Annotated in this window: 18 protein-coding genes; 7 read left to right on the top strand and 11 right to left on the bottom strand. The window is 41.5% G+C overall.

What is annotated here, in order from left to right; all coding sequences use genetic code 11:
• Positions 1–134: 134 nt before the first annotated feature.
• Together BSI_RS09410 and manA are read left to right on the top strand one after the other, a co-directional pair.
• A complete protein-coding gene (locus BSI_RS09410; RefSeq protein ID WP_003239207.1) occupies positions 135–2,075 on the top strand; it encodes a fructose-specific PTS transporter subunit EIIC in 1,941 nt (646 codons plus the stop codon).
• A gap of 15 nt (positions 2,076–2,090) precedes the next feature.
• Complete coding sequence (manA, locus tag BSI_RS09415; RefSeq protein WP_003239206.1) at positions 2,091–3,038, top strand: mannose-6-phosphate isomerase, class I; 948 nt, start codon at positions 2,091–2,093, stop codon at positions 3,036–3,038.
• A 235-nt stretch (positions 3,039–3,273) separates the two neighbouring features.
• Here the strand turns inward: manA and BSI_RS0121250 are convergent, their stop codons facing one another.
• Positions 3,274–3,492 (bottom strand): hypothetical protein, encoded by a 219-nt coding sequence (locus BSI_RS0121250; RefSeq protein ID WP_050556890.1) that lies wholly within the window; start codon positions 3,490–3,492, stop codon positions 3,274–3,276.
• A 78-nt stretch (positions 3,493–3,570) separates the two neighbouring features.
• Here BSI_RS0121250 and BSI_RS0121245 point away from each other — a divergent pair, with 78 nt between their 5' ends.
• Positions 3,571–3,954 carry a hypothetical protein gene (locus BSI_RS0121245; protein WP_003239205.1) on the top strand — a complete coding sequence of 128 codons (384 nt, stop codon included), beginning with the start codon at positions 3,571–3,573 and terminating at the stop codon, positions 3,952–3,954.
• Positions 3,955–4,069: 115 nt separating this feature from the next.
• Here the strand turns inward: BSI_RS0121245 and BSI_RS09420 are convergent, their stop codons facing one another.
• Together BSI_RS09420 and BSI_RS09425 are read right to left on the bottom strand one after the other, a co-directional pair.
• Positions 4,070–4,576: a GNAT family N-acetyltransferase gene (locus tag BSI_RS09420; RefSeq protein WP_003239202.1), complete on the bottom strand. Its 507-nt coding sequence runs from the start codon at positions 4,574–4,576 to the stop codon at positions 4,070–4,072.
• A 294-nt stretch (positions 4,577–4,870) separates the two neighbouring features.
• Complete coding sequence (locus BSI_RS09425) at positions 4,871–5,266, bottom strand: hypothetical protein (protein ID WP_003239201.1); 396 nt, start codon at positions 5,264–5,266, stop codon at positions 4,871–4,873.
• 266 nt (positions 5,267–5,532) lie between these two features.
• Here BSI_RS09425 and ybaK point away from each other — a divergent pair, with 266 nt between their 5' ends.
• Positions 5,533–6,015 carry a Cys-tRNA(Pro) deacylase gene (gene ybaK / locus BSI_RS09430; RefSeq protein ID WP_003239200.1) on the top strand — a complete coding sequence of 161 codons (483 nt, stop codon included), beginning with the start codon at positions 5,533–5,535 and terminating at the stop codon, positions 6,013–6,015.
• Between the two features lie 30 nt (positions 6,016–6,045).
• On the opposite strand, the gene BSI_RS09435 is transcribed toward ybaK, so the two are convergent.
• Entirely contained in the window at positions 6,046–6,240 is a 195-nt protein-coding gene (locus BSI_RS09435) for a DUF4177 domain-containing protein (protein WP_003239199.1), read from the bottom strand.
• Positions 6,241–6,547: 307 nt separating this feature from the next.
• Positions 6,548–6,877, bottom strand: a complete 330-nt coding sequence (locus BSI_RS09440; RefSeq protein WP_003239198.1) for a YjdJ family protein — start codon at positions 6,875–6,877, stop codon at positions 6,548–6,550.
• Positions 6,878–7,315: 438 nt separating this feature from the next.
• Between BSI_RS09440 and BSI_RS23100 the strand changes: the two genes are divergently transcribed.
• Positions 7,316–7,438: a hypothetical protein gene (locus BSI_RS23100; RefSeq protein ID WP_003239197.1), complete on the top strand. Its 123-nt coding sequence runs from the start codon at positions 7,316–7,318 to the stop codon at positions 7,436–7,438.
• A gap of 23 nt (positions 7,439–7,461) precedes the next feature.
• Here BSI_RS23100 and cyoE read toward each other — a convergent pair whose 3' ends face one another.
• The gene (gene cyoE / locus BSI_RS09445; protein ID WP_080030852.1) at positions 7,462–8,451 is read right to left on the bottom strand and encodes a heme o synthase; all 990 of its coding nucleotides are present in this window, start codon (positions 8,449–8,451) and stop codon (positions 7,462–7,464) included.
• 122 nt (positions 8,452–8,573) lie between these two features.
• Positions 8,574–8,810 (bottom strand): spore coat protein CotT, encoded by a 237-nt coding sequence (cotT, locus tag BSI_RS09450; protein ID WP_003239195.1) that lies wholly within the window; start codon positions 8,808–8,810, stop codon positions 8,574–8,576.
• A 254-nt stretch (positions 8,811–9,064) separates the two neighbouring features.
• Here cotT and pdaC point away from each other — a divergent pair, with 254 nt between their 5' ends.
• Positions 9,065–10,465 carry a peptidoglycan-N-acetylmuramic acid deacetylase PdaC gene (gene pdaC / locus BSI_RS09455; protein WP_003239194.1) on the top strand — a complete coding sequence of 467 codons (1,401 nt, stop codon included), beginning with the start codon at positions 9,065–9,067 and terminating at the stop codon, positions 10,463–10,465.
• A gap of 49 nt (positions 10,466–10,514) precedes the next feature.
• On the opposite strand, the gene BSI_RS09460 is transcribed toward pdaC, so the two are convergent.
• Both BSI_RS09460 and BSI_RS09465 read right to left on the bottom strand, forming a co-directional pair.
• A complete protein-coding gene (locus BSI_RS09460) occupies positions 10,515–10,988 on the bottom strand; it encodes a YjfA family protein (RefSeq protein WP_003239192.1) in 474 nt (157 codons plus the stop codon).
• A 128-nt stretch (positions 10,989–11,116) separates the two neighbouring features.
• Entirely contained in the window at positions 11,117–11,284 is a 168-nt protein-coding gene (locus BSI_RS09465; protein ID WP_003239190.1) for a YjfB family protein, read from the bottom strand.
• A gap of 126 nt (positions 11,285–11,410) precedes the next feature.
• On the opposite strand from BSI_RS09465, the gene BSI_RS09475 reads away from it, so the two are divergent.
• Positions 11,411–12,310, top strand: coding sequence for a DUF2268 domain-containing putative Zn-dependent protease (locus BSI_RS09475; RefSeq protein WP_003239188.1), 900 nt, complete (start codon positions 11,411–11,413; stop codon positions 12,308–12,310).
• A gap of 8 nt (positions 12,311–12,318) precedes the next feature.
• Here the strand turns inward: BSI_RS09475 and BSI_RS09480 are convergent, their stop codons facing one another.
• Entirely contained in the window at positions 12,319–12,717 is a 399-nt protein-coding gene (locus BSI_RS09480; RefSeq protein WP_032732175.1) for a ribosomal maturation YjgA family protein, read from the bottom strand.
• A 101-nt stretch (positions 12,718–12,818) separates the two neighbouring features.
• The gene (locus BSI_RS09485) at positions 12,819–13,394 is read right to left on the bottom strand and encodes a YjgB family protein (RefSeq protein WP_003239186.1); all 576 of its coding nucleotides are present in this window, start codon (positions 13,392–13,394) and stop codon (positions 12,819–12,821) included.
• Positions 13,395–13,497 lie beyond the last annotated feature (103 nt).

The following is a 13,497-nucleotide window of genomic DNA, read 5'->3' as shown; positions in this document are numbered from 1 at the left end:
TCCTTGCTTTTTTTGTTTAAGGGAAAAATGCCGTTATTTCCGGAACTTATGGTAAAAAAAGCGATTTTAACGGCATAATTTCGGTATACAGTTGAGACAAGATCTTGTTATTCACACCTTAAAGGAGGTTTCGTATGAAACTGTTAGCGATTACATCTTGTCCGAACGGAATTGCCCATACGTATATGGCAGCAGAAAATCTGCAAAAAGCTGCTGACAGATTAGGCGTTAGCATCAAGGTTGAGACCCAGGGCGGAATCGGGGTAGAAAATGAGCTAACCGAAGAGGAGATTCGGGAAGCGGACGTGATCATTATTGCGGCAGACCGCTCGGTAAACAAAGACCGTTTTATCGGCAAAAAACTGATGTCTGTCGGGGTTCAGGACGGTATTCGTAAACCGGAAGAATTGATTCAAAAGGCACTTAGCGGGGACATAGCGGTCTATCATTCCGCTTCTAAATCGGAATCAAGCCATCAACAGGAGAAGAAACAAAATCCGATTTACCGTCATTTAATGAACGGCGTTTCGTTTATGGTTCCTTTCATTGTCGTCGGCGGATTATTGATAGCGGTTGCATTAACGCTTGGGGGCGAGAAAACACCTAAAGGCTTAGTCATTCCGGATGATTCTTTTTGGAAAACGATTGAACAGATCGGAAGTGCTTCATTTTCATTCATGATCCCGATATTAGCCGGATATATCGCATATAGCATCGCTGATAAGCCGGGGCTTGTGCCAGGGATGATAGGCGGATTTATTGCAGCGACTGGAAGTTTTTACGACAGTGCAAGCGGCGCCGGTTTCCTCGGCGGAATCATTGCCGGATTTTTGGCTGGATACGCGGCACTTGGGATCAAAAAATTAAAAGTTCCAAAAGCAATCCAGCCGATTATGCCGATTATTATTATTCCGGTGTTTGCATCATTGATTGTAGGTTTAGCGTTTGTATTTTTGATCGGCGCACCTGTAGCTCAAATTTTCACATCTTTAACGGTTTGGCTGGCTGGGATGAAAGGGTCGAGCTCAATCCTTCTGGCATTGATTTTAGGCGCGATGATCTCATTTGATATGGGCGGTCCCGTAAACAAGGTGGCATTTCTGTTTGGATCGGCAATGATTGGAGAAGGAAATTATGAAATTATGGGGCCAATTGCCGTTTCCATTTGTATACCGCCGATTGGTCTCGGAATTGCAACGTTTTTTGGAAAAAGAAAATTTGAGGCGTCGCAAAGAGAAATGGGGAAAGCGGCATTTACTATGGGACTCTTCGGTATCACTGAAGGAGCTATTCCATTCGCGGCGCAGGATCCTCTTCGAGTCATTCCCAGTATTATGGCAGGTTCTATGACGGGTTCTGTGATAGCGATGATTGGAAATGTGGGAGACAGAGTGGCGCACGGCGGACCTATCGTTGCAGTGCTCGGTGCAGTTGATCATGTATTGATGTTTTTTATTGCTGTATTGGCGGGATCTCTTGTCACTGCTCTGTTCGTCAATCTACTAAAAAAGGATATAACGGAGGCGTCCCCTGTGCTCAGTGAAACTGCACCGCCAAGTGAAGCTGCTGCAGCAAAAGAAATACCGCAGCCAACTCAAGAAGCCGAAATGACGGAAATCAAAAAACTGACAGACATTATCAGCCCAGAGCTGATTGAACCACATTTATCCGGGGAAACCAGGGATGACATTATTGATGAAATGATTCAAACATTGTCCGACAGAGGTGTGCTGCATTCAGAGAGCGGGTTTAAACAAGCCATTTTGAATCGTGAACAACAGGGAACAACGGCGATTGGCATGAATATCGCGATTCCGCACGGGAAGTCTGAGGCCGTCAGGAAGCCGAGTGTTGCCTTTGGGATCAAACGGTCAGGCGTTGACTGGAACAGCCTGGATGGATCAGATGCAAAATTAATCTTTATGATTGCTGTACCGAAAGAGAGCGGAGGGAACCAGCATCTGAAAATATTGCAGATGTTATCTCGAAAACTAATGGATGACAGCTATAGAAAGCAACTGCTCTCCGTACAAACAACAGAAGAAGCATACAAGCTGCTGGATGAAATCGTATAATGCGGGGGAATTTTTATGATGACTGAACCGTTATTTTTCAAGCCTGTTTTCAAAGAGAGGATTTGGGGCGGCACCGCTTTAGCTGCTTTCGGCTATAACATTCCGTCAGAACGAACAGGGGAGTGCTGGGCTTTTGCCGCACATAAAAATGGACAAAGCGTTGTTCAAAACGGAATGTATAAAGGGTTAACGCTCTGCGAATTATGGGAACAGCACAGACATTTATTCGGATATCTTGAAGGGGACCGGTTCCCTCTTCTGACAAAAATTTTAGATGCAGACCAAGACTTATCCGTTCAGGTGCATCCGAATGATGATTTTGCCAAAACCCGTGAAAACGGGGAGCTCGGAAAAACCGAATGCTGGTACATCATTGATTGCGAAAAAGATGCAGAGATCATTTACGGCCACTACGCAAAAACAAAGGAAGAACTGATCTCGATGATAGAGCTTGGAGAATGGGATGAGCTCTTACGCCGCGTAAAGGTAAAGCCGGGGGATTTTTTCTATGTGCCAAGCGGTACCGTCCATGCAATTGGAAAAGGCATTCTCGTTTTAGAGACGCAGCAGAATTCAGATACAACCTATAGATTATATGATTATGAGCGAAAAGATCCAGAAGGCAATATGCGCGAGCTTCACCTGGAAAAGAGCATAGAAGTCATAGCGGTTCCATCCATTCCAGATCGTCAAACTGTTCAATATGAACAAACAGATGATTTGCATATAGCCACATTGATTGAATGCGCTTACTTTTCAGTGAAGAAGTGGAGTTTATCAGGATCAGCAAGATTAAAGCAGCAAAAACCATTCCTTCTTGTCAGTGTTATTGAAGGGGAAGGCCGTATGATATCCGGTGAGTATGTCAATACCTTCAAAAAAGGAGATCATATGTTGCTGCCTTTCGGTTTTGGACAATTTAAACTGGAGGGGCAGGCAGAGTGTATCGTCTCTCATCTATGAAACGATAAAGGAAGCAAGTACGCCAATTCATGCTGGGCCAGACTGTTTTATGTAGCGGATCAAAGTGTTGCTGAATATGGAAAAAACCTTCTTAGATTAGAGGGTTTTTTTGATTAAAAAAGGAGTTATCTGATTCCTTCACTTTAGTCCCTTTGATAAAAAGAAGACTATACGCATGCTGTGGAAGGAACTATTGGTCCCTTACCCACATTCACGATTCAAAGCCTGACGTTCTTTAAGTGCGGGGTTTTACATTATTCTGTTTAACATTACTAACTAAACCTTGAATAGGCTGTAACACATTTTTGCTGTTATTTTTTCTTATAACAATTGCAGCTATACTAGCTCCTAAACCTAAGAGAGACATCCACATCATCCCTCTGTTTCTTTTACCAGATAAAAGGGGTTGTTTTCTTGCGTTTAAAAGGGCGGTTATCCACCGGACATTATTCATCTTAAAGCCACTTCCCATCAAAATTTTTGTTTCGATACTTAGTTTTCGCAAAAGAGGAATTGATATGCTGGAATTATAATGATGGAAGTCAAAAAAGAATATATAAGAATGCAACGAATTAAACTACACATGCTGGACAAACTTATAGGGATTAAAAAAGAAGAAAGGAGGATGGAAATGAAAAAATGGCTGCAAATTATAAGTGCGTTGTTTCTATCCAGTTTTGTATTAATGGGCTGTAATACTGGTCAAGATAATAATGATAATGATAACAATGCTCCAGATGTTGAGGAGAACAATCAAGATAATAACGGCAACAACCAAGATACTAACGATAACAACGTTCCAGGTGTCGATGAGGATGATACCATCAATAAAGATGATGAAAAAGATAATGATCCTGACCCTGAAGATCCAGTTGAGGATCCTGAAGATACCGATAAAGATAGAAAAGACGAGTAAGGAAACTGCACAAATATTGTTTGAAGAAAAACCCGCTCTCAGTTTAGAGGGAGGGTTTTATCTCTTTGCACGTGCTTCAAAAAAAGCAGGCATAGAGCCTGCTTTTTTTATTGTTTTACATTGTAACGTATCTCCAATGCATAAAGTCTTCTGATTTATGCTCCAATTTAAACCCTAACTTCTCTAAAATAAGTTGTGAACCAAAATTGTTATGTTCGCATCTTGCTGTGATATGGTTCACTGTATCTTGGCTTAAGGCCCAGTTTATGATTTTTTGGGCAGCCTCAACACAGTAACCTTTGCGGCGATGGCTTTTATTTGTTGCAAAACCGATTTCGACCATACCATTCGAATCCGGGTCACCTAAAAATCCGGTTCCTCCAACAATTTCATTATTGTCCTTCTTTAAAATAATCCATGAATCAAATCCTTTTGTTCCATTGTTTTCAACTAATTTCTTACGGAAATAAGGGATGGCTTCAAAAAAATCAGTATTTGGCCATTCACCATTTGTTTCATAACCTAGGTCTTTAATGGCCTGATGATCTCGTTTAGATGCAGCGTCAAGAAGGGGGATATCAATCGTTTTTAATCGTAACCGATTCGTTTCAAGAAGAACCATATGTCTAATCCTCTTTTCTTTTTACTGGTAATAATGATAATATATAAAAATTTTGATCGGAAACAAAAATTCTTGGGGACCAGAGAATGGTGAAGAGCATGTGGTGTATTTGAAATGAACCGTAGACAAAGTGCGATAATGCCATTTGGGGACCAATGTCCTCTCGTATTAGAAGATAATCACTGCCTTGACAGTATAGAGACCGCCCGGTATCATAGATTCAAAACGGGTAGGAAAACGCTTGGTAATAAAGCGTTCCTACCCGTTTTTCTGTTTCTGCTGAAACATTTTGTGTTACCTTTTTGCAATCAGATAAAGCGATATGGCTCTTTGGGTTTGAACAGGATTATGAAGCGTAATGACCCATTGGTTTCTTCTCCGCGGATAGCTTGCTATTGCATACAATGGAGCATAATCGCGTGGAGCAAACCCGCCATTCACGACTTTTATATCCCTTCCTTCAAGATAACAAACAAGGTATTCACCGGGATCTATTACCTGTTGGCCAGTCCATGCGTAAGAATAAAAACCGTCTCCGAGATCCTCAGAGGAAGATGGCGGAATAAAGCCATCAACATTCAATGTGATTTCTCTTCTTCGCTGTCTTTCTGAAAAGTCTGGATTTCTTTGAGTGTTAGGAGTATGTGTAAAGTAAGGAATTAACGCAGGACCATAAAAGTAATGATACAAAGCAACCACTCCTTAGTTTTACATTCATACAAATTGTATGTGTGTGTATGTCGTTAATTCCTGTTTTGTTTCAAGTTGACTAAGAATGGAACTTAAGGAGTGGGATCCTTTAATTGGCTTAATGTCTTTTTTTGCACGTTTTTATTTGCTGCGGAGGCGGTGTTTTGACAATGCAGGTCAGTAGAATATGGCTGACTCTGATGATAGAATTTACTTATTAACTGCAATTAAGAAGACATACATACATTCGATCGTGGGGGAAAAGGATGGCGAAAAAAATGACAAAAACAAATGCGGTTCGTTTGATAGAACAGCAGAACATCTCCTATGAGTTATTAGGCTACAAAACAGAAGGCGGCCAGCCGCTAGATGGCATCTCTGTTTCGGAAAAAATTGGTTACCCTTTGCAGTATGTATATAAAACATTGGTGGCAACAGCAGGAACAAATCATTATTACGTGTTTGTTGTACCCGTTGCAGAGGAATTAGATGTAAAAAAGGCAGCAAAAGTAGTAGGAGAAAAGAAAATAGAAATGATTGCAATGAAGGAACTATTAGAGGTAACTGGCTATCTTCGTGGCGGCTGCTCACCAATCGGCATGAAAAAATTGTTCCCGACTTATATTGATGAAGCAGCTGAAACACTTGATTTTATCATTGTCAGTGCAGGGAAAATCGGTATGCAGCTAAAGGTAGCGCCACAAGATTTAGCCAAAGCATGCGATGCAACATTTGCAGAAATTGTATAGAGAGTAAACAAAAAAGCTTAGACACCTAGACTAAGCTTTTTCCGCATCTCTTTCAAATATGATTTCAAAATAAGCAGCTGCTCCATACCCATCGATACTAGGAGCGAAAATCTGAACGAATGTCCAGCCACTTTTCGCATAGTCATGGATGATTTGCTGGTAGTCTTCTTTAGGCCTTCTTCTCATAGTGCTCAGTTCAACTCTTACGAATTCATATTCTTTCATCGTTTGATACCTCCTCTTAAGGTATACGTAAGAATAAGAAGGGAGTTACAAAAATCAGGTAAAAATTGAACCGTAATAAAAAATGCCTTTCTTAAAGGGAGAGGCTTTTTTTATTTCTGAGAAAAAGATTCCGTAATATTTTGTTTATTTTCATACAACAACAAATACGTTTCCATCTGGCGCTTGAATAATTGCCTGTGCGTATCCATTGAACTTCAGGAACATCGTCTAAAAAAGAACTAATGATTTACAACGAGTAATTAATCAAGGTGATTGAAAATGGCACTTGTTTATAAGAAGATCCGGGTCAGCAATCTAGGTGAATCTCTTGCTTATTGAATTTGACTGAATATATGAGTAAAAAAAGCGCGGCCAAAACATATAAAAATGAGAAGATCATTAACGCACTCATAACTGGATAATGTTTAGCAGAGTAGATAAAAAAATCGAGCTGCGAAATTTGCTTGGGGCTGGTGATGGTATCAATTCCATTTAGGAGTTTTGAAAATGTAGCGGTATAGTTCCAATCAAATCGATCTGAAACAAGCTCGCTTCCTTGATACCAATTGACAGCGGTTAAAAACAGAAAAACCATGAAAGAAAATCCAAGCTGTACAACTAAAAGCATCCCTTTCAATGTTGTCGACCTCCACATCTATGAACATGGAAAAAACTAAATAATATATTACCATAATATAGGGTATTTGGACAATTTCTCTTTCTTTTCTTGCATGTAAGATAAAAGCGAAAGTCTATTTTTTTGTTTGTTTTTGGCTTATAATACCTGATGATGGAAAAAGAGTTCGAGTTTATAGAGTGGAGAACTACTATTTGCCATTTTACTTTTGTACTTTGGCGAACACCCGGTAGTAAGCTGGGGGACGTACTTTCTTTTCTTTCAATCAAAACATGCAAAGATGCGGACATGTTTAATATCCGGCTGGGCTTTATCTCATTATTTATTTTGCCTTTAAGTAATCATTTCAAGAAAGCGATGATATTCATGAACAAAGAAACCCTAAAATACATACTCACTATTTTCTCAATATGTGCAACCCTTCAGGAAACCGATGATATGAGTATTGCTCATAGCTGGATTTTGACTGAAATCGTACGATTTTTGATTTGCACGGCTGTGTTTTTAATCCTGACATTTCTATTAGATGCTGTTTTTCCAAACAAAAAAGAGTCACATTAATGTGTGGCTCTTTTTGCATAACATCATCTGATCAAAAACATCACAAATGAATCAATCATCATGATTAAAAACAGCAAGCAAAAATAAATGAGCGAGTAGACAAACATATCCTTTGCCCACTTCACGTCATCATCCGTTTTGAATCCTTGGATGCTTTTTTTGATCCATATGCCTCCGAGAACCAAGGCAGCTAAGAAATAAAATGGGCTGATATGACCAGCGGCGAGAGTAAAAGGAAATAACAGCGTCACCGGCACCAGGACTGCAATATATTGAATCATTTTTACTTTCGTTACATGATTTCCTTTTACAACAGGCAAGAGCGGAACGCCCGCTGCCCGATATTCCTCTTTCCGTCTTATCCCAATCGCCCAAAAATGCGGGGGCTGCCACAGAAACATAATCGCGTACAATAGCACTGCCGTCATACTGATGTCTCCGGTTACGGCACAATACCCCATCAATGGCGGCGCAGCTCCCGGAAAGCTCCCGACAAATGTACTCCACACAGAGGTTCGTTTCACCCATACCGTATAGATGATCGCATAAAAGATAAAGGCGGCTAGTCCGAGAAGGGCAGTTAATGGATTGAGGGAATACAGCATCACAAGACCGGTGATTCCTAATACGGAGCCATACGTTAAGATCATGGCTGGCGGCATTTTCCCTGTGACTGAGGCCCTGCTGCGGGTGCGCGCCATTTTTGCGTCCATATGGCGGTCAAAATAATTGTTATAGACAGTCCCGGAAGCCATAACAAACGCGGTTCCAAACATTGCTGTCACCATTGTCAACAAAAAAGCCATTCCTGTTAATGGTTTGTCTGCGCTGGCAAACGCAATCCAAAATCCGCCGAAGGCAGCTATCGAGTTTGATATGATAATGCCGGGTTTTGCAAGTTTGATAAAATCGTAAGCTGTTACCCGGTTAGAAGGTTTTATGTATGTCGTTTCAGATATAGCTGCAGAATCTCTTGTATTCTCCAAAAATAGACGCCTCCCCCAAAACTGCATGCTTTTGTTATCGTAACAAGAGGGCTGTGAAATCACAATTATTTCCTATATTTGTCATGATATTGTCATTTTTAAAACAAAAAAATGGGGAGCTGGACTGCCCCCATTTCGGTAAACAAAGCCTAGTATCCTCCGCCGTATCCTCCGCCATATCCGCCGCCGTACCAAGGGTAGTAAGGTGGACGCGGGCGCGGGTAGTAGTAAGGCGGACGCGGATAAAACGGGTAGAACGGATAAAACGGTCTTGGATAATAATAAGGCGGATAAAATGGCGGTCTCGGGCGCGGATAATAATAAGGCTGTCTTTCATCATAAGGTGTAATTTGTTCAATCGACTGTTCATTCAAAGGATAATCCAAGAGGAAAACCTCCCTAACTTTTTTATTCTGTTTACCATATTCTAGATGTTTGAGTTGGGTGTATGTACATTTGTGAAATCGTTTATTTTTTTATGATGAAATCCCTTAAAAAGGATTGACAAGAACTTTTAAATCTCATAGTATTACAAATGTAAAATAAATGTTACTTTAATGTTACAGAAATATTTCTAAAAAGATACGATTCTAACATTGATGCAAGATAAATCGAAACGGTTACGAAAGAAGGAATTGGGTTGTTGGCAAAAAGAATCAAGTGGTTTCATGTATTAATTGCAGTTGTATGTGTGGCGGGCCTTATCGGCTTTTTCCATAATTCATTACAAAAAGAAACGGTTATGAATAAAGTAAAAACTGATTCTCAGTATGGGAATGTGGAAATCGCAACGCTTGTGAATGACGGGAAAACTTTCAATTACGCGGTCAACTATCCTGTTTTCAAAAATAAAAAAATAGATGGGGTATTAAAGAGTTTCGCAGAGAAAGAGGTTCGCCAATTTCAGAAGGAAACAAAAGGCGTCGATCAGGAGCATACGAAAAAACGCAACGAATTAAATGTTGATTATAAAATTGTCCATTATGCCAAGCAGACAGTAGCGATTGTATTTAATGAATATAAATATATCGGCGGTGCACACGGGCAAACCGTGAAAAAAACGTTTAACTATGATTTTAGTAAGCAAGCTTTTCTTTCGATTGATGATATATTCAAGGAGGACGCTGACTATTTACATAAGCTTTCGTTAATCGCTTATCATGAGCTGAAAAAAGATAAGGACATTGCTGCCGACGATGCGCTGTTAAGAGAAGGAACGGCACCGAAAAAAGAAAATTTCAGCCGCTTTGCCATCAAGGAAGATTATATCGAATTTTATTTTGATACATATCAGGTCGCAGCAGGCTATCTTGGAGAGCAATCGATTGCCATTAAAAAAAGCCTTTTGAAAGACAGCTTGAAAGAACAATATATGGATAAAGCAAAAAACAAAAATAAAATCAAAGAACAGAAGCCGAAGCATGAAGTGATTTCATTGCCCAAAGAGGAAACAATTGATCCAAATCAAAAAGTCATTGCGCTTACTTTCGATGACGGCCCGAATCCTGCGACAACAAATCAGATTTTGGACTCCTTGAAGAAATATAAGGGACATGCCACGTTTTTTGTTCTGGGGAGCAGGGTGCAATATTATCCGGAAACACTTAAAAGAATGCTGAAAGAAGGAAATGAGGTGGGGAACCATTCATGGAGCCATCCGCTTCTCACAAGGCTTTCGGTGAAAGAAGCGTTAAAGCAGATCAATGACACGCAAGATATGATTGAAAAAATAAGCGGATACCGCCCGACGCTTGTAAGACCTCCATACGGCGGCATTAATGATGAACTGCGGAGTCAATTGAAAATGGATGTCGCGTTATGGGATGTTGATCCGGAAGATTGGAAAGACCGTAACAAAAAAACAATCGTTGACCGTGTCATGAGTCAGGCGGGAGATGGAAGAACCATCTTGATTCACGACATTTACAGCACCTCTGCTGATGCGGCCGATGAAATTATCAAAAAGCTCACCGATCAAGGCTATCAATTGGTGACGGCCTCTCAGCTTGAAGAGGTTAAAAAACAAAGAGAAGCAAATTAATACGAAAAGGCTGCCGCGGATATTGCCCGTTTGGCAGCCTTTTTTCTTTTTAATAAGATCCTGTCGTGGCCCAAACATTCAGGTTCGGTCCTGAATACTTGCCGAATGCGTAAGAAGTTCTTGGGTCTAAATCATATACCATCGGTGTATAACAAGATTTTTGGCCGGCTACAGCTTTTCCGTTTCCGCCTGCAGAATCACAGTTATATCTCTTTCCGTCCGTGTTTCGGGTAATCTCCGCGTTTGCTTCAAAGCCTGTCGTCAATGTGTTATTCATCGTGATTTTTGCCCAAGCCGTTTTACATGTACTGCTGAATTTGAGCTCGACCACCCCGATGACTTGATTGCTGGCATTCACTAAGTTTGAGGATTTTTTTGTGGAGCCGCTGGACGCACAATCATTGTAATAAGGGCTTTTTCCATCGTAGGCATGGGTTTCTGCATTGGCGGGTGTTCCTTTGACGGCAAAAACAAATACTACTGCGAATAACACCAATGAAGCTTTCGTAAACAGTTTTTTCATGTTCTTTATTACCTCCTTAATATGGCAAACAATAAATCATACGGAGGAACAATTAAAACATGCATGCTTTTTTGTGAACAATAAAGGCGGCCTGGAGGATGGAGTTCTTGGCCGCCTTTGGTGAGATATTAAGCTTTTACATCAATGGTTTGTCCGAGCGTCGGATGCTGAATCATCTTTAAGGTTTGATCGGCATTTTGCTTGGCGGTGTCCATCACTTTTTTCGTTAAAGCGACATCAACATTTTGGGCAAGGGATGCTTGATGCATCGCAACTGATAAAGCAGGAATATCCATCGTTCCACCTCCTATGCCTTACCTATCGGCGGCTTTGTATCATTTTACAGTGAAAAATGGCTTAATTTTCGCTGTTGACCCTTACGCTGCGGCATATCGTATGTTTTTGACAAGGAGGGAATCAGGATGAATCTTGTAATGGAAAAGACCATTGAGCAATACGAAAAGCTGTTTTCAATGGATGAACCGAAAAGAGAGGATGAATTTCGGTATACGATGATGAGACCGTTTGAAAAGATGTGGGGCGCCATCCAAGTTCTGCTGAAAGCAAAGGAGCCAAACGGCTATGATGTAATGATGGCTGTGAAAATGCTTGGTTATTTGGATATCCGTGATGCTGAAACCGGGCAGAAAGCATTGCAAATACTGAAAGAATCACATGCTGCAGAGACAGCTGAAACTGCGCTTCGGCAATGTATCCGTTTTGCTGAGCGCAAGCAGTTGCGGGTGAATGCCGGCGAGATCAAATTCGGCCTTTATATCGCTGATCCTAATAAGCTTCAGCTGCAAAAAGGCTACTGCGGGTTTGGCGGGATACCTGGCTTTATTCATGTATGGATTGATCCGAACAATTATAACCTGCCGAGGCTCCCCTCTATCATTGCTCATGAGTTTCATCATAATTTGCGGTTTTCGTATGTTGATTTTCATCACGGCTCTGTGAGTGTCGGGGATTATCTCGTGATTGAAGGATTGGCTGAGTCATTTGCCAGAGAGCTGTTTGGCGTGGAGCAATTGGGTCCTTGGGTAACACGTTTTGATCAAGAAGATTTGCAGTATTCCATTGAAGTGATCAATGAGGTGCTGGATGTGAAAGGTTTTTCAGAAGTGAGCCGTTATATGTTTGGTGATCCAATTGCTAAAGAGCAGGGCTTTGAGCCTGCTGGTTTATCGGCTTTTGCGGGTTATGCGGTTGGCTATCATGCCGTTCAGTCATTTATGGATCAACAGCAAGTCACGATAAACGAGGCCACACTCCTGGATGCGGAGATCATTCTTTCACAGTGCGGGCTGTTTTCCAAATGAAAAAAGCGTCACATATTGCGGCGCTTTTTGATTTCCAGAACCAGCAGTTCTATGGCGGCACAGGCGGTAATTCCGACTGTATACGCTCCGATATCGCTCCATAAAAATCCGTATCCCAGAACAAGACCGCCAAGAGAAGTGTCTCTGATCCGATCGATCCATTCGGCGTGATACAGCTGGCTGATTTCAATGATAAAACAGAAAATAAGACTGATAATGCCCGTCATCATTGTCTTCAGTTTTTGAAATAGAAACCCGCATCCCGTAAAGATCATGGCGGCCCACAGCGAGTCTCCGAGATAAGGATTGACGGCATCAGGAAGAACACTGGAGAATGCTCTTGATCCCAGCCCCAGCCCGATGATCAGTAAGGTGAAAGCTGCATATATCCATCGATTTCGCTTCATTGAAAATTGATACCCCGTCTCCAATTGATCTCCCATGTATTGTAAGGAATATATCTTTTATTTGTCCAATAAAAAAGCGGCCGAGCAGCCGCATGATGGTTTTATTTTGCTTTTAGGTTTACATGGTCAGCGGTCTGGTCCGTGCCTATTACAAAATGGAGTTCATATCGGCCTGTGTCATATACATAATCGATTTCATCAGTAAACGGGACGGTTAATACTCGATTCGCGGGGCCTATTTCATTTTGCAGCACTTCCGGCGTAACCCCGCCTAAATTCAGCTGCCGTTCGACCCCGGTCCCAAAGTAGCGGATTTCTGAAATCGTCATGTCTTTATGATAGGAAAATCCGTAGCCCGGCTGGCCCATATTCCAGTGATATAAATCAAACCGATTGTCTCCTCCAGATGGTCGTTCCGGTTCCCCTAGTGCAGCGTGGACATCGCCTTTCGTGCTTTTGTTAACGGTAAGGCCTTGCACCTGCTGAGGCATTTCTCCTGTGTAGGCGGTGCTGTAGAGATTTTTGACAAGCTCGGCGGCTGATTGGTTTGTGTTTTCAGAGAGCGTGTTTGTTTGAGTTACGCCCTTTGCCGGTGTTGAAAAGGACGCCGCTCCCAAGCCGGAAAGTGTGCCTGTCAGTACGGCTGCCGCGGTTAGAACAGACATTGTTTTTTTCATGTCGATCCCTCCTTTATCATCTACCATCTCGTTTCCCGGTGTTTATGCAATAAAACATGTGGGTGCGCTTTGTATGTTTTGCTGAGTCCTTGTAGGGGAACTG

Source organism: Bacillus inaquosorum KCTC 13429 (assembly GCF_000332645.1).
GTDB lineage: Bacteria > Bacillota > Bacilli > Bacillales > Bacillaceae > Bacillus > Bacillus inaquosorum.
The sequence above is the reverse complement of the archived record's forward strand: the minus strand, read 5'-3'. Positions and strand labels throughout refer to the sequence as shown.

Bases quoted from the DNA above. Each gene is read 5' to 3' on its own strand.
- BSI_RS09410 (WP_003239207.1), top strand. From the start codon at position 135: ATGAAACTGTTAGCGATTACATCTTGTCCGAACGGAATTGCCCATACG.
- manA (WP_003239206.1), top strand. From the start codon at position 2,091: ATGATGACTGAACCGTTATTTTTCAAGCCTGTTTTCAAAGAGAGGATT.
- BSI_RS0121250 (WP_050556890.1), bottom strand. From the start codon at position 3,492: ATGAATAATGTCCGGTGGATAACCGCCCTTTTAAACGCAAGAAAACAA.
- BSI_RS0121245 (WP_003239205.1), top strand. From the start codon at position 3,571: ATGATGGAAGTCAAAAAAGAATATATAAGAATGCAACGAATTAAACTA.
- BSI_RS09420 (WP_003239202.1), bottom strand. From the start codon at position 4,576: ATGGTTCTTCTTGAAACGAATCGGTTACGATTAAAAACGATTGATATC.
- ybaK (WP_003239200.1), top strand. From the start codon at position 5,533: ATGGCGAAAAAAATGACAAAAACAAATGCGGTTCGTTTGATAGAACAG.
- BSI_RS09435 (WP_003239199.1), bottom strand. From the start codon at position 6,240: ATGAAAGAATATGAATTCGTAAGAGTTGAACTGAGCACTATGAGAAGA.
- BSI_RS23100 (WP_003239197.1), top strand. From the start codon at position 7,316: ATGAGTATTGCTCATAGCTGGATTTTGACTGAAATCGTACGATTTTTG.
- cyoE (WP_080030852.1), bottom strand. From the start codon at position 8,451: ATGCAGTTTTGGGGGAGGCGTCTATTTTTGGAGAATACAAGAGATTCT.
- BSI_RS09460 (WP_003239192.1), bottom strand. From the start codon at position 10,988: ATGAAAAAACTGTTTACGAAAGCTTCATTGGTGTTATTCGCAGTAGTA.
- BSI_RS09465 (WP_003239190.1), bottom strand. From the start codon at position 11,284: ATGGATATTCCTGCTTTATCAGTTGCGATGCATCAAGCATCCCTTGCC.
- BSI_RS09475 (WP_003239188.1), top strand. From the start codon at position 11,411: ATGAATCTTGTAATGGAAAAGACCATTGAGCAATACGAAAAGCTGTTT.
- BSI_RS09480 (WP_032732175.1), bottom strand. From the start codon at position 12,717: ATGAAGCGAAATCGATGGATATATGCAGCTTTCACCTTACTGATCATC.
- BSI_RS09485 (WP_003239186.1), bottom strand. From the start codon at position 13,394: ATGAAAAAAACAATGTCTGTTCTAACCGCGGCAGCCGTACTGACAGGC.